Origin of the sequence: Sphingopyxis sp. TUF1 (genome assembly GCF_036687315.1) — a bacterium.
Classification (GTDB): Bacteria; Pseudomonadota; Alphaproteobacteria; order Sphingomonadales; family Sphingomonadaceae; genus Sphingopyxis; species Sphingopyxis kveilinensis.
Map to the genome: position 1 here is coordinate 857,160 of NZ_CP144683.1, position 25,326 is coordinate 882,485.

Consider the following 25,326-nt stretch of genomic DNA (forward strand, 5'->3'; position numbering starts at 1 on the left):
TGGTATTATCTCTTCGTCGACGGATGTTTGGCCCAGTTGACGACCATAGCCCAATCCCTCCGGCCAAGCGCACCAATCGGGCACTCTTCGTTCTGTGCAGTAAAAGCCATATCGATCTGACTTATTGCCAAATTTTTTCTTTGCCAATACTGGAGTCCATTTTGCACACCACGGATGGCGGCGCTCTTCAAGAACTAGCCCACTGAACGGCCGCGAGAGTTCCCGGCTGCAGTTGTCACCGTTAGAGCTATGCCCCGATGCCATGCGTTGACAGAAGCGCTTTTGCGACAACCGTTCAGCTTGCGAGGCGCTTGGGTCATTGTCGTCGTACGGCTGATCCGTTCTAGCAACGCAGAATGGAACTGAAGGACGGACAGGCACTGATGAAGAAATACAGTGTGTCGCACCATCGACGCCTGTCCGTGAGCACATTTTTTGCCAATTGGTCCAGAGCTGACAGCTTGGATTTTTGATGTCAAAACTGGTTAGGGCGGCGTTGGCCGCGACATCAGAATGATAAAAGATTTCGGGATTTTCTCTGGCCCCTGGCAGGAGGCAGAGAATAACGCTGGACAATATGGCAACCGACCCGATCCTCATCCGATCCCCCGATCCTGCTCAATTTCTTCCAGATACCATAATCATATAGCAGCTCAGCAATAACACCACACGTCAGGCGCCCTAGCCACACGCACTCAGGCACCACCCTGCAAAGCATTGCTTGGCATTTAACATATGGAATCAGCTAAGACTCCTTGCCCTTGAGCAGCCTAAAATGTCACAGCTCTGCGAACATGCAACTGATATTTTTAGAGCCGAACCGCCGTAGCCTCTCTTCAGATCTCTGGTAATTATAATATTAACCGAGATCTCGGATAATTTTTGAAGGCTTTTTTTCCACAAACATGGGGTAATGGAAAAAGTTCTAATAGCGCATCGAAAACGTTGCAAATTTTGGCATCAGCAATGACGGAAAATGCGTTATTTCGTCAGAAGTGGCAAGAAATAGTAGAAAATTCGCTATATACGGTCAATTATACGAATAATCACATAGTCCGACCTTCTCTCGAAGATGAACTTTATAGCATACTGCACTGCGCGCGATGACTGGTCCGGTTGCATAGTTAGTTGAAGATCGCCTCCGATGCCAGCCTGGGCGGGAGGCGGAGCGCGGCGGAGCCGAGCGGCCAGGCTGGCATCTTGATCGTTTCCGGAGCTGGTGGTCGATATCCGAGGCTGCTGTGCGGCCGGAGGCGATTGTAATGATCGCGCCACCAGCCGGTGACGCACCGGACCAGTCATCGCGGGCAGTCCATCGACCAATATTAATTGGGATAGTTCCACGAAAACTTATGACCTGTTGGCCATAATCAAATCCAGAGACGCCCAGCGTTTGATAACTGATCGCATAAAATCCCTGAGATTCCGCTAAACCAGCAGGCAAAAGGGAAATAGCGTCCTCCCCGACACGGACATGGCCAATGCGCGAATTTATCCCGCCAAGCCCATTTACTCCAGGATCGTATCCTCGATTGTAAGAGTCCATAGCGAGTAATGACATCAAAACATCTGACTGCATATTTAAATTCCCTTCATGCCCCGCTGAAGGCCTGAAATCGCTATCCTACTTTCGTATGGAAGTTTCTGCCAATACGACTGATCTTTAATCATGCTGCCGTTTATCCAGCTAATTTTATTATGCAGTCTTCTTGTGACAGGTGCCTCTGTTAATTGAACCGTGATACTATTTATGCTGGCCGGATACCCAAACCCCAATTCAAGTCGATCAGGTTCAACAATCTTCACGCCCGCCGGGTCTTTATTGTCTTCGAAAAGGATCATCATCGGGTAGTTATCGACAGATTCTCTGCCGCTTGGGCCGCCCTTTACTGTCCGCGGAATTTGCCGAGGCTGAGCGAGAAACTCGGCACGTCTTCGCCATTGCTCGTCTCGATCATGAGAATCTGCCTTAGCTGAGCGCGGCATAACAGGGCTGGACGCTAAGTAGTTAGCCAAATCCGGATCATCCTTGCCCCGCAAAAGCGCAAACAAGGTCTGCCCATCCGGCATGTCCACCGTGACGGCCTCACCACGCGCATGACATCCTGATCCACCCATGGCAGAGAGTCGAACTATCCCACATTTCACAGCGATCACGCTTGACCCCGTTCGAAGACCCTGCGGCGTTTCGATCTCGATGGTCAGGCGGTAACGGTAGTTGGGGCCTGTTTCGACAACTCCGCAGGCGCTGAGAACGGTCAATGCTATCGCAAAAAGAAGAGACCGGGGGACGAATGCGCGCCAAAAGCGCCAATTCATCTTCTCGCTCCGAGCGCGCCGCGCTCTCAAAACGATGCCGCCAAAAACAACTTGCGCCTATAGCTTGAGACTCGAAGCGTCATATCCACGACCTCTCCTTTGAGTGACTGACAGATCACCCAATTCTTTAATGATCTCTAGATGTAATCATGCCCAGATTGGCGCTTTTTGGCGTTTCCATACAATGGCTGGGGAGAATGGGTGGCTCTTTCAATTTTCTTGCCCCAGATCGGGGCAGTATCAAGTGGATGCGACCGACCAACCTTCGCGATCTCAACGCTCGCGCATCGCCTCGTCGACCGATTGGGCAATCGGAGAAAGTAGATACTGAATGATCCGCCGGTCGCCGGTCTTTATCTCGGCTTGTACTGCAAGTCCTGGCCCGATCGGCTGGTCGCGCCCGGCGACACGGATGGTACGCTTCAGCAAACGGATGCGCGTCGTATAGAAGAGCCCCGGCTGAACGACGCGACCGTTGCGGTCACGTTCCTCCGCGGTACCTGGCTCGCTAGTGTCGACCGCATCACGGCTGATGCTTTCGACGACGCCCGGCACGATGCCATAATCGGTGAAGGGATATGCTTCGAGCTTGACGCGTACCGGCTGCCCTTCGCGGATGAACCCGATGTCCTTGTTCTGAATGCGGGCTTCGACCACTGGAGCAGCGTTGTCGGGCACGATGATCATCAGCGTCTGCGCTGGCTGCACAACTCCGCCGACAGTCGAGATCGCGAGCTGCTGGATCGTCCCCGATACCGGCGCACGCAACTGAAGATAGGCCTGCCTTCTCTGGGACTTTCTGACCTCCTCCCGGGCCAAGCCCGCTCGTTCCTGATTCTCGACAAGTTCGGTCGCCGCGGACTTGCCAAAACTCCCTCGCAGCCGCGCGAGCTGCGCGTCGATACTGGCGATCGTCGCGCGGGCACGAGCGGCATTCGCTTGCTGCACCGTGATGTTCTGGACATGCTCGATCTTGAGCTGCTCATATTCGAGCAGGCGGATCTTCGAGAAATAACCCTTGTCCGCGAGCTCTCGGCGGGCCGCGAGCTGCTGCTCGACAATCGGCAGGGTTTGCTTGAGTTTCGCTATCTCGGCTTCGACGCCTGCCAGTTCGGCGGCCTTTTCGGCGCGCTGCTGCATCAGGCTCGCTCGCTCGCCTTCATATTCGGCGATGGCCGAGCGGACATATTGCGCCTGGGTCGAAGCAATGTCGGGCGGCGTGCCGGTGGGCACGGCAAAGCGCGGCGACCGCCCTTCAAGGTGCCGCAACAACGCCGCGTTTCGCGCGGCATCGACCTCGGCGCCCATCAGGCTCTTGTTCGCCTGTTCGGCTTCCGCGCCGACTACGGTGGGGTCGAGTTCAACCAGGATTTGACCCGCCTTGACGTGCTGGCCGTTCCTGACATGGATAGCCCGCACATAGCCGATTTCGATCGGCTGGATTTGCTTGACGTTCCCCGACGGGACGACTTTCCCGCTGGCCGTGGCAACGACATCGACGCGTCCCACGATCGACCAGATCAGAGCAATGACGATCAAGCCGCACAGCGAGAGCATCAGCCATCGCAGGCCGGGGCTCGGCGGCTTTACCATGATTTCGAGCGCGGCGGGCAGGAACTCATGGTCGCTACGCGGACGCGCCTGCCGGTCGGCGTCATTTTGTCGCCGCCAGCTTTCGCGCAGGATCGCCATATGCCGAGCTACATTGGGAAAGCGCTGCGACACATTTTCGCGCCAGCTCATGCGCCGCCGCCCATCTGTTTGGCGTGGAGCTGCGCATAGCGCCCGCCCGCGCGGAGCAATTCGGCATGGCTGCCCATTTCGGTGACTTCGCCCGCCTCGACGGTGATGATGCGGTGACACTGGCGCACCGCAGACAGACGGTGGGCGATGATGATGACCGTGCGGCCTTTTGCGATCCGCGCCAGATTGCGCTGGATAATCTCTTCGCTCTCGGCATCGAGCGCCGAGGTCGCCTCGTCGAGGATCAGGATGCGCGGATCGTTGATCAATGCGCGCGCAATCGCCATCCGCTGGCGCTGTCCGCCCGAAAGATTTCCGCCGCGCTCGTCGATCACCGTGTCATAACCATGGTTGAGTTCGAGAATGAACTCGTGCGCACCCGCGAGTTTCGCCGCTTCGATCACCGCGTCCATCGGCCGCGTCGGATCGCCAAGCGCGATGTTCTCACGGACCGTTCGATTGAACAGGATATTCTCCTGGAGCACGACCCCGACCTGCCGTCGCAACCACGGCGGATCGACCAGCGCGAGATCGACCCCGTCGACCAGCACGCGCCCCTGTTCGGGCACATAAAGGCGCTGCACAAGCTTGGTAAGCGTCGATTTGCCCGAACCCGAAGGGCCGACAATCCCGAGCATTTCTCCCGCCGCGACGTCGAGACTGACCCCGCGCAGCGCCTCGGGCGCGTCGGCCCTATACCGAAAGCGTACCTTGTCGAAACGGATCGCGCCGTTGATCGGCGGCAGGCTCGCCCGGTTCGGATTATATTCGGGTTCGGCCGGCGCGTTGAGTACGTCGCCGAGCCGCTCGACCGAAATGCGCACCTGCTGAAAATCCTGCCACAGCTGCGACAGTCGCAGGATCGGCGCCGCGACGCGTCCGGACAGCATGTTGAACGCAACGAGAGCGCCCACCGTCAGATCGCCTGCAATCACCGCCTTGGCCCCGAAATAAAGAATTGCCACGGTCGTCAGCTTCGACACGAGCTGGATCAGGTGACTTCCCCAGTTCGCCAGCTTGGCGACATCGAAGCCGGTGTTCGTATATCCCGCGAACAGCTTTTCCCAGCGGTCGCGCATCTGCGGTTCGACCGCCATGGCTTTCAACGTGCCGATCCCTGTCACACTTTCGACAAGGAAAGACTGATTTTCGGCGCCGCGCTGGAATTTCTCTTCCAGCTTGCTGCGCAGGCTCGGCGAGATCAGCACCGAGATCAATATGTAGCAGGGAATCGAGAGGAGCACGATCAGCGTCAACAGCGGCGAATAGAAGTACATCACCGCGAAGAAAACGATCGTGAAGAAGAGATCGATCACGACCGTCACCGCATTGGATGTCAGAAACTCTCGGATACTTTCGAGTTCGCGCACGCGTGCGATGCTGTCGCCGACACGTCGCGCTTCGAAATAGGAGAGCGGCAGGTTGAGAAGATGCCGGAACATGCGAGCCGACAATTCGCTGTCGACGCGATTGGTCGTGTGCGCGAAGAGCCAGTTACGGAGACCGGACATCAGAGTTTCGAAGACGAGCACCGTGGCAAGCCCGAACGCGAGGACGTCGAGCGTCGTCATCGATTGGTGAACGAGCACCTTGTCGATGACGAGCTGGAAGAAAATCGGCGATACCAGCCCCATCAACTGGAGGAAGAAGGAGGCGATCAGCACGTCGCGTAGCGGCCCGCGATAGCGAACGAGCGCTGGGATGAACCAGGCGATGTCGAACGGTCGCTTGTCACCGACCATTTTTTCGCGGCTGGTCATCAAGAGAAAACGGCCGGTCAGGCGCTCGGTCGCCTCGGCATGGTTCCATATTTCCGGCCGCTCGGCATCGCCGCGCTGGACGAGGTATCGCGGGTTGAGGCTTGCATCCTCGATTTTGAGCAGAATGATCGTTTCGGTGTCGGCCGTTTCCGCAAGAGCCGGCAAAGGCAGTTTTGCGAAGCCCGGCCCTGGCACCTGCCGGATGCGCGCCGACAAACCGACCTGTTTGGCAATCCGCGCTAGATCTTCGAGCAGGAACGGCGCGTCGCCCCTTCCGCGATCATGGACGATCTGTCCTGCGTCGGCAGGCACGCCGAGAAACTTTGCGAGCAGAAGAAATGACGCGAGCGACCGATCGATTCGGCCGGGCTCATCGTCTTTTTGGCCATCGGATGACGGCATATCGGCCGCTGAGTGCATGGGGCGGGGAGAACTCCCGTGAGTTTTCTTATTGTAGTTCGCACGACTATTAGGTCGCGCGGAACGGCACGCAACTCAAAAATCCATTGAAATTAAAACCAAATTGGCGGGAATAACTCAGCCAGGGTGAGGTCGAGACTGCCAGTCTCTTCGCGTTGAACGGATCGCGGCTATTGAGACGCTACCAATTGAGCTCCACGGCTTGGCCGTCACCCCCATCCTGCCTCTGCCGGCAGAGGTGGCGGGGATTCAGATTGAAACCTCAAGCGAGTTATAACAATGGTGTGCCCGGGAAGGCCGGGATGACGGAATAGACTTATCGCGCGCCACGCGGCTTCCTCCGCTCCATCGGCCCCTTCGGCATATGCGCATCCGACAGCGTCTTCGCCTCGCCCGGCGCCACGCCCAGGTCAATTAGCACGCGCTCCAGCGCCTCGGCGGGCGGCACCGCGATGTCGGGCAGCACCCCCTCGCCCTCCCAATCCTTGCCGGTCACGGGATCGTAAGTACGCCCCACCGGGATGAACGCGCCATAACCGCCGCCCAGATCCTCGCCGCGCCCGAAATGATTGGCCCCCGCGGTCGGCGCGCCGACCAATGTCCCGCGCCGCGTATGCTTCATCGCCAGCGCGAAATGCTCGGCCGCCGACGCGCTCGCGCCCGATGTCAGCACATAGACTTTCGCATCGCGCAGCCGCGTGTCGGCGTTCGGCGTCGCCCAATGCTCGCGCGCGACCATGCCTGCATCGCCCTTGACCATCCGCATCGAGGGGATGCCGGCGATCGGCGATCCGCCTTCGGCATCGACCGACGCGCGCGTCGCCATTGTGACGAGCCGCGTTTCCTTTCCGAACAGCCACGGAAAGATGACGTCCATCTGATCGAGCCCGCCGCCATTATGCGTGCGGATGTCGAAAATGATCGCTCTAGCATCGGCATGATTGGCCATGAATTTCGCCGTCTCGGCGGTCACTGCCGGGTCCATAGGAAAGACATTGAAGCGCACGAAGGCGATCCCCGGCGCGATCCAGCCCGCCTGCTCGACCGGCACCTTCGGCGACCGCCGCACCGGTCCGGCACCACCCGGCGTGGGCGCGGCGCCCGCCGCGGGTTCAGGCAGGCGCAGCCGCAAATGGCCGTCGGGCGCCACGCCGTTGATGTCGGCATCGATGGCGGCGGCCAGCGCCTCGCCCGCAAGCCCCTTGTAGCGGCCTGCGGCGATCGCAGCGCGCAGGGCAGCGGCGTAACGCGCGCCCGTTTCGGGATAGAGGTAATCGCGTTCGAGCAACGCGGCATAGTTTTCGGCGACGTCCTCGGCGCGAACCTCGTCTTCGGCGTGCGCAGCGCGCGGCGCGAGCAGCGGCACCGTGGCCAGACCGGCGAGCGCCAGCAGCGCGGGCACAGCAAGCGAATTTCGTTTCATCCTCACCTCCAACCGATCCCCGATCGGACAAGGCGTATCACATCGGCAATACGGATCAACTACATTTGTAGTCGATTACCCTTTTCGCCGCGCGAGCCAGATCAGCACAATGCCGACCACCGCGGTGACGACGCCGTTGCGCGTCCAGATCGTGTCGCCGAGCATGAAGCTGCTCGCGGGCCAGCGCACGATGTCGAGCCCCTGCAATGCCCACAGCGTCCCGACAAGCACCAACGCCACACCGACCACCGCCAATATGCCCTTTACCGCTCCCATGGCTTCTCCCCCCTATCGGCTTTGCAGCCCGATCAACGGCCGCAGCCAACCGATGCTGCGCCCGATCGCGTAGAAAAGCCAGCATCCCGTCACCGTCGCCGCGAGCAGGATCAGGAAAGCGGGCAGTGCCGCGGTCCCGGCGCCGAGCAGAACCCAGCCAACGACGACGATGATCGTCTGGTGGATAATGTAAAAGGGAAAGACCGCCTCGGCGAGCATCGCGCGCCGCGGATGGTCGCGATTGGCATAGCGGTCGGCGATCCCGACGAGCGCGACAATCGCCGCCCAGCCCTGCACCAGCCGCGCGATGTCGAACGGCAGCCGCGCCCAGTCGGACGGATAGATGCCCTGTTGCCAAAGCCACAGGATCGCCGCCACCACGCCGAATGCGCCAAGCGCGACCACCAGCGCCGCGCGCCACCAGTGCGCCACGCTGCCAAACAGCTCCGGCCGGACGCGAAGCAGCCAGCCGACGAAGAAGGGCATCAGGTAATGAAGATGCGCTGGGCCATCGTCGAAGAGCGCGTGCGTCTCGACATGACCGTCGAACGCGGCAAAGACCAGCAGCCACCATAGCAGCGGGACGATGAGCAGCCCCGCCCCGTCCAGCAGCCGCGCCGCAGCGTCGGCAATCCGGCCGCGCGCCGCCGTGGGCACCCACGCGAACACCGCGGCGGCGAGCATCGTGTAAACCCACAGATAGACGACGAACCACAGATGCTGCCAAGTCGGCAGCACGATACCGTCGAGCGTGCCGAAGCGGAAATAATCGCCGGTCCAGAAGGCGCCGAGACTCTGCGCATAACCATGCTGCGTGACCAATTCGACCCACGGCTGCGGCGGAATGACGACGACGACGCCGAACAGCAGCGGGATCAGCAATCGCGCGCTGCGCGAACGCGCAAAGGCGCCGCTGCCGCCGAGCTTGGCGAACAGCGCGGCGCTGGCATAGCCCGACACGAGGAACAGCAGCGCCAGCCGCCAGCTGTTCGTCGCCAGCATCGGGAATTCGACCCAGTCGATCGGCTGGGCAATCTTCACATGCCATCCCCATGGCACGAAAAACATGCCAATGTGATAAAGGATGAGCAGCGCGAAGGCGCCGATGCGCAGCCAGTCCATGCCATAATGCCGTGCCGTTTTCATTGCGCCAAATCTCCTTTGCCGAGCCGCGCTGCTGCCGCTAATCGACAGGCATGACGCCGGGCGACGACGGCGGGACGAACAGCGGAGCGGATGTGACGGAAATCGCGGGGTCAGGGACGAACGGCAGCGCGGCGGGGACCAACCGCTTCAGCGCCCGCACGCTGACCTGGCTTCTGCTCGGCGCCCTCATGATCCGCGGGCTTATCCGTATCACCTCGAACGTCTATTCCTATATCGCCGACCGCGGCGCGCTCGGCGATCAGGTGCGCCCGATCTATGCCTGGCTTTATGAAGGCACGAGTTTCGCGGCGTGGATGCTCGTCCTCATCCCTTGCTGGTTCGCGGTGCGCGCGCTGCGTCCGCCGCGCCTTTCCTGGGTGTGGGCGGCGGTCGTCCACCTGCTGCTGATCGTTCCGATGTCCCTCGCCCATATTGCGCTGATGGTCGCGTTCCGGATGCTCGCCTGGCAGTTGATGGGCGAGCATTATGCGTTCGATTCGCCCGACGGCACGCCGATCGCCTATGAACTGCGCAAGGATGTTGCGACCTATGTCGAGATGGTGCTGACCGTCATCCTGATCCAGTGGCTCGTGGCGCGTTACGCCGCGTCGGTGCCTGTGGCGGCCGGTATCGCAGCGCCGCCGCGAACCCTTGCGGTCGGCGACGGATCGGTCACGCATCACCTGCCGCTCGCCGAGATCGAGCATATCGCCGCCGCAGGCAATTATGTCGAAATCGCCTGGCGCGGCGAGCGCCTGCTCCACCGCGCGACGCTGACCGCGATCGAGGCCGAGCTTGCGGGCGCCGGTTTCGCGCGCATCCACCGCAGCCGCCTCGTCCGGCGCGACGCGGTGCGGCGCGTCGTTACCGACAAGAGCGGCGATTTCGAGGTCGAACTGGCCAGCGGCGACATACTGCGCGGCAGCCGCCGGTTCCGGGGGAATGTGGAGGGGTGATAAGCCTTCCGCCTCCCAACTCTTCGTCATCCCGGACTTGATCCGGGATCCATTGCGGCGCCGTGGTCATGGATCCCGGATCAAGTCCGGGATGACAATAATGGATAATCTACAAAACCCGCCACGCCAATTCGGCAAACTCGCACAGGAGCGGCCGCGTCTCGCGCGGGTCGATAATATCCTCGACCCCGAATTTCTCCGCGGTGCGGAACGGCGACCGCACCCGGTTTAATCGCTCGCGGATCGCCTCCAGATGCGCCGCCGGATCATCGGCCGCCTCGAGCTCGCTCTTATACGCGACCTCGACCCCGCCCTCGATCGGCAAGCTGCCCCAATCGCCCGACGGCCAGGCGAAACGATATTGGAAGCGCTCCGCATTCGACATCGCGCTCCCCGCGATCCCATAGGCGCGCCGCACCACGACCGAAGCCAGCGGCACGCTCGCGCGGTAGATCGCGTTCATCGCCTGCACCCCATAACGGATCGTCCCCGTTCGCTCGGCCTCGCCGCCGATCATGAAGCCAGGGTTGTCGACCAGATGCACGATCGGCAGCCGGAACTGGTCGGCCAGCTTGACGAAACGCTCGGCCTTCTCGCTCGTTTTTGCATCCCATGATCCGCCGAGGTACGACGGATCGCTCGCGAGCACCGCGACCGGCCAGCCGTCCAGTCGCGCGAACGCCGTTATGACGGCGCGGCCCCAGCGGGCGCCCATCTCGAAAAAACTGCCCTTGTCGAACACCGCGTCGGCGATCCGCCGCATCGAATAAACCTGCTTCGCCTCGCGCGGCACGACCGACAGCAGCGACTCCTCGCGCCGGTCGACCGGATCGCTGCATTCGGTGCGGGGCGCCCGATCATGGATCGACGACGGCAGATAGGACAGAAAGCGCCGTGCCGCCGCGAACGCCTCGGCCTCGCTCGCAACCTCATCATCGACGACCCCGTTGCGCGTATGCACGTCGCTGCCGCCCAGCTCTTCACGATCAAGCGTATCGCCGATCGCCGCCGCGACCGCCGGCCCCGCCGCGAACAATTGCGACAGGCCGTGCACCATGATGCTGTAATGGCTCGCGACAACCCGCGCCGCGCCCAGCCCCGCGGTCGGCCCCAGCGCGAGCGCCACCACCGGCACCGTGTCGAGGTTCGCGATGATCTCGTCCCAGCCGGGAACGTGCGGGATATAGGTATAGCCCATATCCTCCAGCGTCTTGACCGACCCGCCGCCGCCGGTGCCGTCGATCATGCGAATGAGCGGCAGGCGATATTCATGCGCCATCGCCTCGCACTGCACGAACTTGCGATGCAGCGCCGCATCGGCCGCGCCGCCGCGCACGGTGAAGTCGTCGGCGGACGCGACCACCGGCCGCCCGTCGATATTCGCGCGCCCGAAGATGAAATTGCTCGCGGCGAGGTCTTCCAGCTCGCCGTCGGGACCATAAGTGCCGCGCCCGGCAATCTTGCCGATCTCGCGAAAGCTGCCCGCATCGACGATCGCGTCGAGGCGCGCCCGCGCGTCCATCTTGCCGCGACTGTGCTGCCGCGCGACCTTTTCCGCGCCGCCCATCTTCTCGGCCATCGCGCGGCGTTGACCCAGCTCGTCGATCTCTTTTTCCCAGCTCATGGCGCGAAAGCTATCTTACGTTGACGGAAACGTCATGCCATATTCGCGAGAACGAAAATGGGAGAGGCAGATGTCCGACAGTAATCTGGCAGGGCGCGTTGCGCTCGTAACTGGCGCCTCGCGCGGGATCGGCCGCGGCATTGCGCTGGGATTGGCGGAGGCAGGCGCCGAGGTCGCGGTCAACTACACGCGCGGCGCCGAAGCCGCCGCGGAAACCGTCGCAGCGATTCAGGCGCTGGGACGCAAGGCGAAAGCCTATCAGGCGTCGGTCACCGACGAAGCCGCCTGCGCCGCGATGGTCGCGGCGGTCGAGGCCGACTTCGGTCCCATGTCGATCCTCGTCAACAACGCGGGAATCGCGAGCCGCGGGCTCTCCGTCGCCGACACCAGTCCCGAGGAGGTCGACAAACTCTTCGCCGTCCACGCCGCGGGGCCGCACCGCCTCAGCCGCCTCGCGCTGCCGCAACTGCGCACCCACGCACGCAGCGACATCATCATCATCTCGAGCATCGCGACCTATGTGAACTCGCCCAACGGCGCCCCCTACACGATGGCAAAGGCCGCGGGCGAAGCCCTCGCGCTGACGCTTGCCAAGGAGGAGCTGAAGAACGGCGTCCGCGTCAACATCGTCGCCCCCGCGCTCACCGTCAGCGACATGGGCGAAAAACTGTCGCGCGCGGTCACTGGCAACGCCGACATCCACCATCTCGACGCCAGAATGCCCTTCGGCCGCGTCGCCGTCCCCGCCGACGTCGCGGCGGCGGTGGTCTGGTTCGTCAGCGACGCCAATTCTTATTGCTCAGGCCAGAAACTCAACATCGATGGCGCCGGGCAGGCGACGTTTCGTTAGCAAATCCCCTCTCCCCTTGAGGGAGAGGGTTGCGAAAGCTTGGTGGCTTGCCGCCTAGCTGAAGCTGGGTGAGGGGTATCGACCTCGCCGACGTACTCGACGTTTGAACCCCTCATCCAACTCCGCCTAACCGCTTCGCGGCAAGGCTGCGTATCCTTCTCCCTTAAAGGGAGAAGGTAGAATAAAGCTCACTCCATGCGCCCTGATTCGCCCTCCCCCGTCATCCCCTTCCTCGTCGCCTGCGCAGGCATCGCGACCTTTTCGGCGATGGATGTGCTGATGAAGGGCCTGTCAATCGAACTCGGTGCCTATAATGCCGTGCTGTGGCGCACCGGCGCGGGAACGATCCTCAGCGGCGCCATCTATTTCGCTTCACGCCCGGCAATGCCCGACCGCGCAACGCTGCGTATCCACGCCGTCCGGTCGCTGTTCGTTACGGGGATGGCGGTCAGCTTTTTCTGGGCGCTCGCGCGGCTGCCGATGGCCGAAGCGATCGCGATCGCCTTCATCGCGCCGCTTGCGACGCTCTACATGGCGGCGATCTTCCTCGGCGAAAAGATCGGCCCGCGTTCGATCCTCGCCTCGCTGCTCGGCCTCGGCGGGGTGCTGGTCATCGTCGCGGGCAAGCTCGGCCGCGGCGATTATGCGCCCGAAGCCTTATGGGCGGTCGCCGCGGTCGTCGGCTCGGCGCTGCTCTACGCCTATAACCTCATCCTTGCGCGGCGGCAGGCGAAGATGGCCGAGCCGATGGAGATCGCCTTTTTCCAGAATGGTTTCGTCGCGCTGATCCTCGGGCTGGGCGCCCCCTGGTTCCTCGCCGTCCCCGGCGGCGATCAGGCATTGCCGATCGTCGGTGCGGCCTTCCTCGCGGTCACCTCGCTCCTGCTGCTCAGTTGGGCCTATGCCCGCGCCGAGGCGCAGATATTGGCGACCACCGAATATACCGGCTTCCTGTGGGCGATGCTGTTCGGCTGGATGTTCTTCGACGAAGCGGTCACCTGGCCGACGATCGTCGGCGCGGCGCTGATCGTCATCGGCTGCCTGATCGTCGCGCGAAAGACCCCGCAGCTCGACCCGGTCGAACCGGCAGCGGCTTGATTACCCCTCCCGCTTGCGGGAGGGGAGAAGATCACACCGCCGCGCGCAAAAGCCGATCGTTGATTGCCGCACCCAATCCCTCGGCCGGGATTGAAGCAACCGCAATCCGCTCCTTCGCGCTCGCCGCCCCCGCGTGCAGCGCGTCGAACAGCCGCGCCGCCGCCTCGGTCAGATCACCCGCCACGCTCAGCTGATAATCGCCCGCAAGCGCCCCGAACCCGATGCCAAACTCGTCGCCCCTAAAGTCCGCCGCGCCCAGCCGCACCGGCTTGCCCGGCGCATAATGGCTTGCGAGCATCCCCGGCGCGACGATTTCCGATCCCTTGACGCCTGTCACCGGCAACCCGCTCGCCGCGCCGAGCATATCGACAGTGACTGGCCCTGGCCGCAGCACTTCGACCGCACCGTCTTTCACCCGCACGATCGTGGATTCCACCCCCGCCATGCAGGGCCCATCGTCGATCACCAGCGCAATCCGCCCTTCCAGCGTCGCCAGCACATGCTCGGCGCGTGTCGGGCTCACCCCCCCGCTCGCATTGGCGCTCGGCGCCGCGAGCGGGGCTTCGGTTGCCGCCAGCAAAGCCTGCATCGCGCGATGCCCCGGCACACGCAGCGCAATCGTGTCGAGCCCCGCGGTCGCGATGCTCGCGACCGGACACCCCGCCGTCCGCGGCACGACCAACGTCAGCGGCCCCGGCCAGAAGCGCGCCGCCAGCGCCCGCTCGGCAGCGCTAAACTGCCCCAAGGTCTCGGCAACCGCCAGCGTCGGCACATGCACGATCAGCGGGTTGAAATCGGGACGTCCCTTCGCGGCATAGATCCGCGCGACCGCCGCGGCATCGCGCGCGTCGGCCGCAAGCCCGTACACCGTCTCGGTCGGCACCGCGACCGGCTGCCCCGCCGCGATCAGCGCCGCCGCTTCGGCGATAGCTTTTCTATCGAACGCGCGAACAAGTGTAGGATTTGAGGCATCGGCCATGCCGCGCTATAGCGCCCGCGCAACGAGATTCATCAAGAAAGTCGGCCATCGCATGACCTACACGCCGCCCACCACCGAACAGCTTTTCGTCCTCAATCATATCGCGCGCATCGACGCGATGGCGCAGCATGATCGGTTCGCCGCTGCCACCCCCGACATGGTGGAGGCGATCGTCGCCGGCATCGGCGAGTTCGCGGCCGACGTCTACGCACCCCTCAACCGCGTCGGCGACACGAACAATCCCAAATGGGACGATGGCAAGGTCACCATGCCCCCGGGTTTCAAACAGGCCTATAGACAGTTCGTCGAGGCCGGTTGGGGCAGCATCGACGGTCCCGGCGAATATGGCGGACAGGACCTGCCCTTCACCCTCGCGACCGTGGTGATCGAGGCGCTCGGCAGCGCCAACATGGGCTTTTCGCTGTGCAGCATCCTCACCCCCGGAGCGATCCACGCGCTGATGGCCTACGGCACCGAGAAGCAGCGGCAGACCTGGCTGCCCAAGCTGATCACCGGCGAATGGAACGGCACGATGAACCTGACCGAACCTGCCGCGGGCAGCGACGTCGGCGCGCTGCGCTCGATCGCTGAAAAGATTACTGAGGGCGAGCACGCAGGCCTCTACCGGGTCAAGGGGCAGAAAATCTTCATCACCTTCGGCGAGCATGATCTCACCGACAATATCGTCCATCTCGTCCTCGCCCGCACCCCCGGCGCGCCCGAGGGGACGCGCGGCATCTCGCTGTTCCTCGTCCCCAAATACCGCCTCGATGTCCACGGCAACCCGACGATCAGCAACGGCGTCCATTGCGCCTCGATCGAGCACAAGCTCGGCATCCACGGCTCGCCGACCGCGGTGATGGTTTATGGCGAGGACGAGGATTGCCTTGGCGAGATCGTCGGCGAGGAAATGGGCGGGATGCGCGCAATGTTCGTGATGATGAACAATGCGCGCCTGATGATCGGTTGCCAGGGCATCCAGATCGGCGAGCGCGCGACGCAGCAGGCGCAGCGCTTCGCCGCCGAGCGTGTCCAGTCGGCGCTCGCGGGCTCGCCCGACCGCAGGCCGGTGACGATCGACCGGCACCCCGACGTCAAAAGGATGCTCTGGCGGATGCGCGCGCAGACCGAAGCCGCGCGCGCGCTCGTCTATTATGCCGCCGCGCAGACCGACTTCGGCAAGCTTGGCGACGAGGCCGCGGCGATGCGCGCCGAGGTTCTGATCCCGCTCGCCAAGGCGCATGCGACCGACATCGGCTGCGAGGTCGCGAGCCTGGGGATTCAGGTCCACGGCGGCATGGGCTTCATCGAAGAAACCGGCGCCGCGCAGCATTATCGCGACGCCCGCATTGCACCGATCTACGAAGGCACTAACGGCATTCAGGCCGCCGATCTCGTCGGCCGCAAGCTCGGCATGGCGGGCGGCGACCTCGTGCGCGGCCTAATCGACGACATCGCGCACGGCGCCGCTGATTTCCCCGAATTGCAGCAGCTGGTAGACGCCTGCCGCGCGGTCACCGACTGGATGGTCGGCGCGAACACCGCCGACCGGCTCGCGGGCAGCTATCCCTATCTCACCATGCTCGCAACGGCCACATGCGGCTGGCTGATGGCGATCCAGCACCAGGCCGCGCGCGCCGCGCTCGCCGAAGGCAATGGCGACCGCGATTTCCTGGCCGCCAAGATCGCCTCGACGCGCTTTTACCTCGAGCAGATCGTCCCCGCCGCAACCGGCCTCGCCCCCTCGGCGCTGGCCGGCGATGCGGCGCTGGAAGTGCTCCCGGCGGTCGCCTGAATTGCAGCGTCGCCCCCGCGAAGGCGGGGGCCGCCAGACGTTTACATCTTCGCGGCCAAATACGCCAAAAACCGCAGGATTTTATTCATAATTAACGTGATGATAACCACTCGAGACTAGGCATTGCCGCCAATTCGGCGGAGATGTGCGTGCTGAAACTCGGGCAAAAAATGATTATCAGCTGGCGCACTTTCCTGCTGTCACTGCTGCTGAGCATTGTCGTCGGCATCAGTGGATTCGGGGAATTGCCCGACCGTGTCATCGCGATGCTGACAAGCCGCGTCGCGTACCGCGATGTATCGGGCGACATTGTGGTCGTCGGTGTGGACGATCGCACGTTGCGCCAATCGCGCGGAGGCGAGTTTACGCGCCACGATCACGCCCGTCTGATCGCGGCGATCGATCGGGCCAACCCCAAGCGTCTCTTTGTCGATTTCGACTATGAACGACCCGATAATAATGGCGGCCTGGAAAGCGTAGCCACCGCCGTCCGAAATATGGGCGACCGCGCCGTTCTTGGTGTACCCACCCGATCGGTACCGGGCACCGACCGGGTTGTGACGATTTTTCCCCACCCAAGCTTCGGCAAGCAGGCCAAACGTGCCAGCATCGCCTGGGAGTACCAGTTCTGGCAGGTCTGGGACGTGCCGCTCATGTATCTGGCCGAAGGGCGCTTATTGCCCAGTTTTGCAGCAACCCTTGCGAACAAGTCCGGGACCGCGCCGTCGCAGTTCCGGATCGATTTTTCTTACCGCACCGACAGCATTCGCCAATATAGCGCCATCGACGTTATCGACGGGTCGGTTGGCCCCCGCGAGTTGTCGGGCAAGGATGTGATCTTCGCGCCGACCGCCTCGCGCCTTCAGGACCAGCACTATCTCCCCGGCCACGATCTGGTTCCGGGCGCGTATATCCATCTGATCGCGGGGGAAACGCTTCGCCGCGGCGAACCGATAAATTTGGGCTGGTGGCCGCTTCTGGCTATTTCGGTACTCATAGTCCTGCCGCTGCTTTTGCAAAAGCGCAGTCGCTGGTTTGGCGCCGCGAGCCTTGGGGTTGCCGCATCCCTTCTTGCTCTCCAGATCCTGCTTTCAACCCAGCTGGTTACACTGTCGATCGGCGCCAGCCTGTTCTACCTCGCAGCGATCGGTGCCAACGTATCCCGCGCAAAGCGCCGCGATTCTGCGCAGCGCGAGAATCCTGTTTCGGGCCTGCCCAATTTCGAAGCGCTCCGTTCGCAACCGTCGTTCGGCAGCGCTACGGTCATCGCCGCGAAAGTGGTCAATTTCGATGATCTTGCTGCATTCATCCCCGGCGACGGCATCAGCAAGCTGGTCGAACAGGTCACCCGTCGCCTGCAGCTCGCGTCGCAAGGCACGACGCTGCACCACGACCTCGACGGCACCTTTGCCTGGCTCGTGCCCTATTATCAGCACAGTCAAATCGAAGGACAGCTTTCGGGTCTTGCCGCATTGTTCAACGCACCGCTCACGATCGGCGAGCTCCGCGTCGATGTCGCGATTGCGTTCGGGGTCAATGACGAGTTCGACGGGTCGAACGCCCAGCGGCTCGCCGCTGCGCTCGTCGCCGCCGAACGCGCAATCCGCACGCGCGCGCTGTGGACCAAATATACCCCGCGGCAGAAGGACGACGCCGGCTGGCAGCTGTCGTTCCACTCGCAGCTCGAAGACGCGCTCACCGGCGGCGACATCTGGGTCGCCTTCCAGCCGCAGTATGAAATCGCGACCGGGCAGCTCGTCGGGGTCGAGGCGCTCGCGCGCTGGACGCATCCGACGCGCGGGCCGATTCCCCCCGATGAATTCATCGTCCAGGCGGAAAAGAGCCAGGACATCTATCGCCTTACGCTGTTCGTGATGGATCAGGCGATCCGTTCGGGCGCGCAGCTGCGCGAACGCGGCATAAATATCAACATGTCGGTCAACCTGTCGGCCAGCCTGCTCGATCATAGTGACCTCGTCGGGACGATCCGCGTCATGCTCACCGCGCACCACCTGCCGCCCGAGACGCTGACGATTGAGATCACCGAAACCGCGCAGATCGAAAACAGCCGGCAGGCGCGTCAGACGCTGGCGCAGCTCCGCCGCACGGGCATCCGCCTGTCGATCGACGATTATGGCACTGGCCAGTCGAACCTCGAATATCTGACCGAGATCGAGGCCGACGAAATCAAGATCGACAAGCGATTCGTGATGACGATGCGCGATTCGCAGCGCAACCGCGAAGTCGTCAAATCGACGATCGATCTGGCGCACCGTCTTGGCGCCGTCGCGGTCGCCGAAGGCATTGAAGATGCTGAAACAATGGCGCTGCTTGGCCAACTCGGCTGCGACGTGGGCCAAGGCTATCACCTTGGAAAACCACAATTATTTTCCGAACTCGTCGCGAAGCTTTCAACCTCCCCGCACAGCCGCACGGCCTAACTGCCAGAATGGCGATAATCTTTTATAGTTAAGACTCGATTTACCTTACTAATTAAGGTATACACTCCGTTAACTGTTCTGCATGGGCAGTCTTATCAGGAGATTTGTCATGGGTTGGTTTTGGCGCTTTATGGGCGGCGGCGGCACCGGTAGCGGTGGCGGTTCGGCCTAATCGGAAACGATTTTGAGAATGGGGCCTCGGCATCGCCGGGGCCCTTTTCTTTTGCCCGCCACGCTAGCGGCTGCCCGGTGCGGGCGGCTTTGTTGGGGGTGAGCGGACTTTGCCTCGCAACGTCGCCCCCGCGAAGGCGGGGGCCGCCATCGACCTTTTCCAGCGTCGCCGCGTAAACCGACATCGGCCCCTGCCTCCGCGGGGGCGACCGCTAGCTTCGATCGCAACCGGCCAATCTTCATCCCGGCCCGTCGGCACGCTCGGCCAAGCCTGATCTGGCTCGCATCGACCCATCGCCGGATATCGCATATTTTGCCGCCGCTTCTCGCAAGCGCCCGATAGAGCCCGGAAACGCTGGCATTCTGCCCGCCGGGCTTGCAATTCTGTCGACGAGACGAATCAAATTATCGACGAGTTGAGTCCCCGATCTGTCATTTATCGTCTTGCATCGCAGCGCCGACGTGGCACTATAGGTGGTGGGTCAACCACGGGGGCACCCCAAGAAATTGTATCAGGTGAAAGTGGCGGATTTCCGTCGCCCATCGCATATGGGCCCGGAAAAACCCTGCTTGCGTCCAAAAAAGTGCCCACGCGGACAGGTAAAGATGCTAAGACCGGGGCTTCGCCCTGAGTCGAACAAGACGGGAACAGGCGCACCCTTGTGCGCCGTCAGATCGGGGGCGAACAGGATGGATTTTCGGGAAAGCGAACGAGTGGAGACGGGCGACGTGGCGACGATGGAACTGGCAAAGAATGACGCTGCGACGGTCACCGAATCGAAAGACGATTCGGCGGGCGCTAAGCTGAACGACGGCGGCGAGCCCAAGGTTCACGCGCGCCGCTTTGCCATCGTCACCGACACGAGCCGCGACGCGCTCCTCACCGATTTCGGCAAGGAAACGCTGCAGGACCGCTATCTGCTTCCTGGCGAATCCTATCAGGATCTCTTCGCGCGCGTTGCCGACGCCTATGCCGACGACCAGGAGCATGCGCAGCGCCTCTACGACTATATCTCGAAGCTGTGGTTCATGCCCGCCACCCCGGTGCTGTCGAACGGCGGCACCGGCCGCGGCCTGCCGATCAGCTGCTACCTCAATTCGGTCGACGACAGCCTCGAGGGCATCGTCGGCACCTGGAACGAGAATGTCTGGCTCGCGAGCCGCGGCGGCGGCATCGGCACCTATTGGGGCGCGGTGCGCGGCATCGGCGAACCCGTCGGCCTCAACGGCAAGACCAGCGGCATCATCCCCTTCGTCCGCGTGATGGACTCGCTCACCCTCGCCATCTCGCAGGGCAGCCTGCGCCGCGGATCGGCCGCCTGCTACCTCGACATCTCGCACCCCGAGATCGAGGAGTTTCTCGAGGTCCGCAAACCCTCGGGCGACTTCAACCGCAAGGCGCTCAACCTCCACCACGGCGTGCTCATCACCGACGAGTTCATGGAGGCCGTCCGCGACGGCAAGGAATTCGACCTCCGTTCGCCGAAGGACAACAGCGTCCGCGGCACCGTCGACGCGCGCTCGCTGTTCCAGAAACTCGTCGAAACGCGCCTCGCGACGGGCGAGCCCTACATCATCTTCATCGACCAGGTGAACCGCATGATGCCCAAGCATCACCGCGATCTCGGCCTCAAGGTCACCACCTCGAACCTCTGCTCCGAAATCACCCTGCCGACCGGCCGCGACCATCTCGGCAACGATCGCACCGCGGTCTGCTGCCTCTCGTCATTGAACCTCGAAACCTGGGACGAATGGAACGGCGACAAGCGTTTCATCGAGGACGTGATGCGGATGCTCGACAATGTCCTTCAGGATTATATCGACCGCGCCCCGCCCGAAATGGCGCGCGCCAAATATAGCGCCAGCCGCGAACGCAGCGTCGGCCTCGGCGTCATGGGCTTCCACAGCTTCCTCCAGGCGCGCGGCCTGCCCTTCGAAGGCGCGATGGCGAAATCGTCGAACCTGCGCATCTTCAAGCATATCCGTGCGCAGGTCGACGCCGCCTCGATGCTGCTCGCCAACGAGCGCGGCCCCTGCCCCGACGCCGCCGATCAGGGCGTGATGGAACGCTTCAGCTGCAAGATGGCGATCGCGCCGACCGCGTCGATCAGCATCATTTGCGGCGGCACCAGCGCGTGCATCGAGCCGATTCCGGCGAACATCTACACGCACAAGACGCTCTCGGGCAGCTTCTCGATCCGCAACCCGCACCTCGAGGCGCTGCTCGTCGACAAGGCGAAGAACAGCGACGCGGTGTGGAACTCGATCCTCGAACGCGGCGGCAGCGTCCAGCACCTCGACTTCCTGACGCAGGACGAGAAGGACTGCTACAAGACCAGCTTCGAGATCGACCAGCGCTGGCTGCTCGAACTCGCCGCCGACCGCACGCCTTATATCGATCAGGCCGCGTCGCTGAACCTCTTCATCCCCGCCGACGTCGAGAAATGGGACCTGCTCATGCTCCACTATCGCGCGTGGGAACTCGGCATCAAATCGCTCTATTATCTGCGCAGCAAGTCGGTCCAGCGCGCCGGCTTCGCGGGCGGGGTCGAGGCCGACAACACGCCCGAGGCCGCGAAGTTCGAACTCGCGACCACCGATTACGACGAGTGCCTGGCCTGCCAATAGGGCCGCACTCCCCCCCTCCTGTCGTCCCCGCGAAAGCGGGGACCCAGGGCGGGGTTACGCAACACTGGGTCCCCGCTTTCGCAGGGATGACAAAGAAAAAGCCCGAGGATAGCCGCCATGCCGTTGTTAGAAGCCCGCAAGACCTACAAGCCCTTCGAATATCCCTGGGCATTCGATTTCTGGAAGCGCCAGCAGCAGATCCACTGGGTGCCCGAGGAAGTGCCGCTGGGCGAGGATTGCCGCGACTGGGCGCAGAAGATCAGCGACCATGAACGCAATCTGCTCACGCAGATTTTCCGCTTCTTCACCCAGGCCGATATCGAGGTGCAGGATTGCTACCACGAAAAATACGGCAGCGTGTTCAAGCCGACCGAGATCAAGATGATGCTGACCGCGTTCAGCAACATGGAAACGGTGCATATCGCGGCGTACAGCCACCTGCTCGACACCATCGGCATGCCCGAGAGCGAATATGGCATGTTCCTCGAATATGACGAGATGCGCGCCAAGCACGACTATATGGGCACCTTCGGCGTCGAAACCGACGAGGACATCGCGCGCACCCTCGCGATGTTCGGCGGCTTTACCGAGGGCTTGCAGCTCTTCGCCAGCTTCGCGATGCTGATGAACTTCCCGCGCTTCAACAAGATGAAGGGCATGGGCCAGATCGTCAGCTGGTCGATCCGCGACGAAAGCCTCCACTGCGAAGGCATCATCAAGCTGTTCCACACCTTCACCAAGGAACGCGGCTGCCTGACCAAGGCGGTGAAGGAAGACATCATCGACACCTGCCAGAAAACGGTGCGGCTCGAGGATGCGTTCATCGACCTGGCGTTCGAACAGGGCCCCGTCCCCGGCATGACGCCGAAGGAGATCAAGCGCTACATCCGCTACATCGCCGACTGGCGCCTCGGCCAGCTGGGGTTCCCGCCGATTTACATGATCGACGAACATCCCCTCCCCTGGCTCGCCCCGCTGCTGAACGGCGTCGAGCACGCCAACTTCTTCGAAACCCGCGCGACCGAGTACAGCAAGGGCGCGACGCGCGGCGACTGGAACACCGTCTGGTCCAGCTTCGACAACCGCAAGAAAGCCAAGGCCAACGACGACGGCGCGGCGACCCCCGCCGCCGAAACCGACGGCGAGGATATGTTCGCGAAAGCGGGGATTGCCGCGGAGTGACATATCCCCTCCCGCAAGCGGGAGGGGCAGCGAAACTTGCGGGCTTGCCCGCTAGTTGCAGCGGGGTGGGCCGCAAGGGGACAACGATATGCCGGTCATCTCGCTCTTCTTCGGCATCATTATCCGCATGTATCACCACGATCATGCGCCGCCCCATTTCCACGCCAGCTATCAGGGTTTTGAGGCACTGATCCGCATTGCCGACGGCGGTGTCAGGGCGGGGTCGCTGCCCAAAAAGGCGCTGCGGATCGTACAGGACTGGGCCGAACGCCACCGCGACGAACTGGACGCCAATTGGCAGCGCGGTATCGATCTGTTACCCATGGAAATGATCGCGGGAGCGGATTTGGATGATTAAGATTACGGCAATCGAAGCAGCGGGCGAGCATCGTCTGAAACTGTCCTTCTCGGACGGCAGCTTCGGCATATGGGACGCCTATCCGCTGCTCGCCGGTCGCCCGACCGTGCTGACGACCCCTCTGCTCCAACCCGATCAGTTCGCCCGCGCCTTTATCGAGGCCGGCGCGCTGGCGTGGCCCAACGGCCTCGAACTCGCACCATGGACGCTTCACGAAGAATTGGCCGAAGCGGGCCTGCTGCACAGGAAAGCCGCATGACCGAAAAGAAAAAAGAGAAACTCCTGATCCTCAGCCAGCCGCAGCGCGCCTGCCTGGAAGGCCTGTCGAACCGCCGCCCCCAACTCCCCACCGATCCCGTCCGCGACGAACTCGTCACGCTGGGGCTCGTCGTCAAGCAGGGCGCGAAGTGGGCGCTGACCCCGACAGGCAAGAAGGTGCTCGCGGCCAGCTCGAACCGGCGGAACTCGGGCGGGTTTTCGGTTTGAGGATTGAAAGCAGTCCCGCCTGAACTAGACGGCAGTCAGGATGATACCGAATAGGGTAGAGCCGTCCGCCCGGTCAGGATTGCAATAAGCACTGCGCCAAGCGGACGGCCCCTATTATGCAGCTTCCTCGCGATCAAAGCGCAATCGCCGGGGGACTACGGCAAGCAAGTCATCTTCCTCGTCGATACGAAGCATCCGCATGTCGCGGACCACTTCCCAGAACCAAGGAAACTTGTCGTGCAGTTCCAGCACCGCTTTAAAGCAAGTGGAAGCGCTTGTGTCAGGCGTACCGTAAAACACGGACCCCTGCTGCCGATGAAAACCGTACTGTGTCAGAACACGGGCAATTTTATCCCATGCACCATACTTTACGGCCGCTTCGGCGTTTAGATCATACGCAATTGCGTACACTCGATTGGTCCTTCTATTGACCGGCGCCCGGTTCCTCCCCCCGGAACGCATCGGAACTAAGGTCATACGAACTCCCATCGAAAAGCGTGGATTCCCGCAATCCGACTAGACGAGTCTCGCTCTCCATGCTAGTCAGACTGCGCCGGTTTTCTCCGGCGCAGTCCTCCTAGTTGGTTAATCTAACAAAGCGGCCTGCCACATAGGGTTTCTCTCTTTCTACCCGGTGGGGGACGATTGAGGGTTTCTCCAAGGATCGGCTGGCGGTGGTGCGCCTGCCTCTCCGGCGACAGAGCCGACAGCTTCGCTAGTCGGCTCTTTCTCTTTCAGACCACTATATTGATGCGCGATCTGAATACCCTTTTCGCGATCTATAAGAGTCCAGCCCACTTTTCCGTGGCTCTGTATATCTACACTTCTGGAGAGCAGAGCACCCAGCGCGTTGATCTTGTCCTTTCCTGTGATCTCGTGGCCCATGGCTTCTATGAACTGAACCAGTTGTCGAGATTTGACGGGACCAGCAGAGGTTCCCATCGCCATCATCGCGAGAGCAACGCTTTTACGATGATAGGCACCATAGCCAGTGATCTCGACCTTTTCACGAGCAGGAGCAGCCTTCGCCGGAGCAGACTTGGGGGCTGCGGACGGATCGAGAGGGCGTTCTCCATAGGCGATCAGTACATTCCGAACGGCGCGAAGCTTCTCCATAAGAGCCGCCTCTTCTTCACGCATCCGGTTAATGATCTCCGCGTCCATCGAGATTCCCTGCTTCCTGACGTCTGCTGACGTATAGCGGAACGTAACCGGCCCGCCAACGGAAATCTGCGGCTAACGTGAATTTGGCGTCAAGTACGCATGGAATGGGAACGTAAAGGGAACATATGATGATGGCGTCAAATCCAACTACGCAGGAGGCGCAAAAGGACCGTCGCGACCCGACCTTCGTCACCCCCGGTCCGGGGTCCATCGCCGCCCTAGCCTCCACCCCATGCACGCCGACTTCCAGCCATGCGCCTATATCATGGCGAGCGCGCGGCACGGCACGCTCTACACCGGCGTCACCTCGCACCTGATCCAGCACATCTGCCAGCATCGCGACGGCAGCTTCGACGGCTTCACTAAAGGCTATGGCGTCAAAACGCTCGTCTGGTTCAAACTCGCCGGGACGATGCACGCCGCGATCACGCGCGAGACGCGAACTGGCAGCGCAAGTGGAAGATCGAGCTGATCGAGGCGGCGAACCCCGATTGGCGCGATTTGGCG

21 protein-coding genes and 1 pseudogene are annotated in these 25,326 nt (G+C 62.2%); 11 read left to right on the forward strand and 11 right to left on the reverse strand.

Annotation, left to right across the window (positions count from 1 at the left end; genetic code table 11):
• Nucleotides 1-1,124 precede the first annotated feature (1,124 nt).
• From VSX77_RS04080 to VSX77_RS04110, 7 genes and pseudogenes are all read right to left on the reverse strand, one after another.
• Nucleotides 1,125-1,274, reverse strand: a pseudogene (locus VSX77_RS04080) (integrase core domain-containing protein); the annotation flags it as partial.
• A gap of 307 nt (nucleotides 1,275-1,581) precedes the next feature.
• The gene (locus VSX77_RS04085; RefSeq protein ID WP_338426390.1) at nucleotides 1,582-2,319 is read right to left on the reverse strand and encodes a hypothetical protein; all 738 of its coding nucleotides are present in this window, start codon (nucleotides 2,317-2,319) and stop codon (nucleotides 1,582-1,584) included.
• 273 nt (nucleotides 2,320-2,592) lie between these two features.
• On the reverse strand, nucleotides 2,593-4,062 hold the full coding sequence (locus VSX77_RS04090) for an HlyD family type I secretion periplasmic adaptor subunit (protein ID WP_422397277.1): 1,470 nt from the start codon (nucleotides 4,060-4,062) through the stop codon (nucleotides 2,593-2,595).
• Nucleotides 4,059-6,242: a type I secretion system permease/ATPase gene (locus VSX77_RS04095; RefSeq protein ID WP_422397278.1), complete on the reverse strand. Its 2,184-nt coding sequence runs from the start codon at nucleotides 6,240-6,242 to the stop codon at nucleotides 4,059-4,061. Before VSX77_RS04095 ends, VSX77_RS04090 begins: the two co-directional genes overlap by 4 nt.
• Nucleotides 6,243-6,558: 316 nt before the next feature.
• Entirely contained in the window at nucleotides 6,559-7,665 is a 1,107-nt protein-coding gene (locus VSX77_RS04100; RefSeq protein ID WP_338426393.1) for a S41 family peptidase, read from the reverse strand.
• A 75-nt stretch (nucleotides 7,666-7,740) separates the two neighbouring features.
• Complete coding sequence (locus tag VSX77_RS04105; protein ID WP_338426394.1) at nucleotides 7,741-7,941, reverse strand: hypothetical protein; 201 nt, start codon at nucleotides 7,939-7,941, stop codon at nucleotides 7,741-7,743.
• Nucleotides 7,942-7,953: 12 nt separating this feature from the next.
• Nucleotides 7,954-9,087, reverse strand: coding sequence for an acyltransferase family protein (locus VSX77_RS04110; protein WP_338426395.1), 1,134 nt, complete (start codon nucleotides 9,085-9,087; stop codon nucleotides 7,954-7,956).
• A gap of 50 nt (nucleotides 9,088-9,137) precedes the next feature.
• On the opposite strand from VSX77_RS04110, the gene VSX77_RS04115 reads away from it, so the two are divergent.
• Nucleotides 9,138-10,043, forward strand: a complete 906-nt coding sequence (locus tag VSX77_RS04115; RefSeq protein ID WP_338426396.1) for a LytTR family DNA-binding domain-containing protein — start codon at nucleotides 9,138-9,140, stop codon at nucleotides 10,041-10,043.
• Nucleotides 10,044-10,152: 109 nt separating this feature from the next.
• Here the strand turns inward: VSX77_RS04115 and VSX77_RS04120 are convergent, their stop codons facing one another.
• The gene (locus VSX77_RS04120; RefSeq protein WP_338426397.1) at nucleotides 10,153-11,667 is read right to left on the reverse strand and encodes an acyl-CoA carboxylase subunit beta; all 1,515 of its coding nucleotides are present in this window, start codon (nucleotides 11,665-11,667) and stop codon (nucleotides 10,153-10,155) included.
• A gap of 70 nt (nucleotides 11,668-11,737) precedes the next feature.
• Between VSX77_RS04120 and VSX77_RS04125 the strand changes: the two genes are divergently transcribed.
• Together VSX77_RS04125 and VSX77_RS04130 are read left to right on the forward strand one after the other, a co-directional pair.
• The gene (locus tag VSX77_RS04125; RefSeq protein WP_338426398.1) at nucleotides 11,738-12,517 is read left to right on the forward strand and encodes an SDR family NAD(P)-dependent oxidoreductase; all 780 of its coding nucleotides are present in this window, start codon (nucleotides 11,738-11,740) and stop codon (nucleotides 12,515-12,517) included.
• Between the two features lie 195 nt (nucleotides 12,518-12,712).
• Nucleotides 12,713-13,615, forward strand: coding sequence for a DMT family transporter (locus tag VSX77_RS04130; RefSeq protein ID WP_338426399.1), 903 nt, complete (start codon nucleotides 12,713-12,715; stop codon nucleotides 13,613-13,615).
• Nucleotides 13,616-13,646: 31 nt separating this feature from the next.
• Here the strand turns inward: VSX77_RS04130 and VSX77_RS04135 are convergent, their stop codons facing one another.
• Nucleotides 13,647-14,594: an L-threonylcarbamoyladenylate synthase gene (locus VSX77_RS04135; protein ID WP_338426400.1), complete on the reverse strand. Its 948-nt coding sequence runs from the start codon at nucleotides 14,592-14,594 to the stop codon at nucleotides 13,647-13,649.
• Between the two features lie 52 nt (nucleotides 14,595-14,646).
• On the opposite strand from VSX77_RS04135, the gene VSX77_RS04140 reads away from it, so the two are divergent.
• From VSX77_RS04140 to VSX77_RS04170, 7 genes are all read left to right on the forward strand, one after another.
• A complete protein-coding gene (locus tag VSX77_RS04140) occupies nucleotides 14,647-16,389 on the forward strand; it encodes an acyl-CoA dehydrogenase (RefSeq protein WP_338426401.1) in 1,743 nt (580 codons plus the stop codon).
• A gap of 170 nt (nucleotides 16,390-16,559) precedes the next feature.
• Nucleotides 16,560-18,830, forward strand: coding sequence for an EAL domain-containing protein (locus tag VSX77_RS04145; RefSeq protein ID WP_338426402.1), 2,271 nt, complete (start codon nucleotides 16,560-16,562; stop codon nucleotides 18,828-18,830).
• Between the two features lie 861 nt (nucleotides 18,831-19,691).
• Nucleotides 19,692-21,629, forward strand: coding sequence for a ribonucleoside-diphosphate reductase subunit alpha (locus tag VSX77_RS04150; RefSeq protein ID WP_338426403.1), 1,938 nt, complete (start codon nucleotides 19,692-19,694; stop codon nucleotides 21,627-21,629).
• A gap of 117 nt (nucleotides 21,630-21,746) precedes the next feature.
• Nucleotides 21,747-22,811 carry a ribonucleotide-diphosphate reductase subunit beta gene (locus tag VSX77_RS04155; protein ID WP_338426404.1) on the forward strand — a complete coding sequence of 355 codons (1,065 nt, stop codon included), beginning with the start codon at nucleotides 21,747-21,749 and terminating at the stop codon, nucleotides 22,809-22,811.
• Between the two features lie 88 nt (nucleotides 22,812-22,899).
• Nucleotides 22,900-23,169, forward strand: coding sequence for a DUF4160 domain-containing protein (locus VSX77_RS04160; protein ID WP_338426405.1), 270 nt, complete (start codon nucleotides 22,900-22,902; stop codon nucleotides 23,167-23,169).
• Nucleotides 23,162-23,428, forward strand: coding sequence for a hypothetical protein (locus VSX77_RS04165; protein ID WP_338426406.1), 267 nt, complete (start codon nucleotides 23,162-23,164; stop codon nucleotides 23,426-23,428). The genes VSX77_RS04160 and VSX77_RS04165 overlap by 8 nt, the downstream gene beginning before the upstream one ends.
• Entirely contained in the window at nucleotides 23,425-23,655 is a 231-nt protein-coding gene (locus VSX77_RS04170) for a hypothetical protein (protein WP_338426407.1), read from the forward strand. The genes VSX77_RS04165 and VSX77_RS04170 overlap by 4 nt, the downstream gene beginning before the upstream one ends.
• Before the next feature lie 114 nt (nucleotides 23,656-23,769).
• Here the strand turns inward: VSX77_RS04170 and VSX77_RS04175 are convergent, their stop codons facing one another.
• Complete coding sequence (locus tag VSX77_RS04175) at nucleotides 23,770-24,066, reverse strand: hypothetical protein (protein ID WP_338426408.1); 297 nt, start codon at nucleotides 24,064-24,066, stop codon at nucleotides 23,770-23,772.
• Nucleotides 24,067-24,282: 216 nt separating this feature from the next.
• Entirely contained in the window at nucleotides 24,283-24,819 is a 537-nt protein-coding gene (locus VSX77_RS04180; RefSeq protein WP_338426409.1) for a hypothetical protein, read from the reverse strand.
• Between the two features lie 232 nt (nucleotides 24,820-25,051).
• Here VSX77_RS04180 and VSX77_RS04185 point away from each other — a divergent pair, with 232 nt between their 5' ends.
• Nucleotides 25,052-25,291 carry a GIY-YIG nuclease family protein gene (locus VSX77_RS04185; protein WP_422397279.1) on the forward strand — a complete coding sequence of 80 codons (240 nt, stop codon included), beginning with the start codon at nucleotides 25,052-25,054 and terminating at the stop codon, nucleotides 25,289-25,291.
• Nucleotides 25,292-25,326: the final 35 nt, after the last annotated feature.

Excerpts from the sequence above, each read along its gene's own strand:
- VSX77_RS04145 (WP_338426402.1), top strand. The coding sequence starts at position 16,560 with ATGATTATCAGCTGGCGCACTTTCCTGCTGTCACTGCTGCTGAGCATT.
- VSX77_RS04155 (WP_338426404.1), top strand. The coding sequence starts at position 21,747 with ATGCCGTTGTTAGAAGCCCGCAAGACCTACAAGCCCTTCGAATATCCC.
- VSX77_RS04170 (WP_338426407.1), top strand. The coding sequence starts at position 23,425 with ATGACCGAAAAGAAAAAAGAGAAACTCCTGATCCTCAGCCAGCCGCAG.
- VSX77_RS04135 (WP_338426400.1), bottom strand. The coding sequence starts at position 14,594 with ATGGCCGATGCCTCAAATCCTACACTTGTTCGCGCGTTCGATAGAAAA.
- VSX77_RS04110 (WP_338426395.1), bottom strand. The coding sequence starts at position 9,087 with ATGAAAACGGCACGGCATTATGGCATGGACTGGCTGCGCATCGGCGCC.
- VSX77_RS04120 (WP_338426397.1), bottom strand. The coding sequence starts at position 11,667 with ATGAGCTGGGAAAAAGAGATCGACGAGCTGGGTCAACGCCGCGCGATG.
- VSX77_RS04160 (WP_338426405.1), top strand. The coding sequence starts at position 22,900 with ATGCCGGTCATCTCGCTCTTCTTCGGCATCATTATCCGCATGTATCAC.
- VSX77_RS04130 (WP_338426399.1), top strand. The coding sequence starts at position 12,713 with ATGCGCCCTGATTCGCCCTCCCCCGTCATCCCCTTCCTCGTCGCCTGC.
- VSX77_RS04105 (WP_338426394.1), bottom strand. The coding sequence starts at position 7,941 with ATGGGAGCGGTAAAGGGCATATTGGCGGTGGTCGGTGTGGCGTTGGTG.
- VSX77_RS04095 (WP_422397278.1), bottom strand. The coding sequence starts at position 6,242 with ATGCACTCAGCGGCCGATATGCCGTCATCCGATGGCCAAAAAGACGAT.
- VSX77_RS04125 (WP_338426398.1), top strand. The coding sequence starts at position 11,738 with ATGTCCGACAGTAATCTGGCAGGGCGCGTTGCGCTCGTAACTGGCGCC.
- VSX77_RS04100 (WP_338426393.1), bottom strand. The coding sequence starts at position 7,665 with ATGAAACGAAATTCGCTTGCTGTGCCCGCGCTGCTGGCGCTCGCCGGT.
- VSX77_RS04185 (WP_422397279.1), top strand. The coding sequence starts at position 25,052 with ATGCACGCCGACTTCCAGCCATGCGCCTATATCATGGCGAGCGCGCGG.
- VSX77_RS04180 (WP_338426409.1), bottom strand. The coding sequence starts at position 24,819 with ATGGACGCGGAGATCATTAACCGGATGCGTGAAGAAGAGGCGGCTCTT.
- VSX77_RS04140 (WP_338426401.1), top strand. The coding sequence starts at position 14,647 with ATGACCTACACGCCGCCCACCACCGAACAGCTTTTCGTCCTCAATCAT.
- VSX77_RS04165 (WP_338426406.1), top strand. The coding sequence starts at position 23,162 with ATGATTAAGATTACGGCAATCGAAGCAGCGGGCGAGCATCGTCTGAAA.
- VSX77_RS04090 (WP_422397277.1), bottom strand. The coding sequence starts at position 4,062 with ATGAGCTGGCGCGAAAATGTGTCGCAGCGCTTTCCCAATGTAGCTCGG.
- VSX77_RS04150 (WP_338426403.1), top strand. The coding sequence starts at position 19,692 with ATGGATTTTCGGGAAAGCGAACGAGTGGAGACGGGCGACGTGGCGACG.
- VSX77_RS04085 (WP_338426390.1), bottom strand. The coding sequence starts at position 2,319 with ATGAATTGGCGCTTTTGGCGCGCATTCGTCCCCCGGTCTCTTCTTTTT.
- VSX77_RS04115 (WP_338426396.1), top strand. The coding sequence starts at position 9,138 with ATGACGCCGGGCGACGACGGCGGGACGAACAGCGGAGCGGATGTGACG.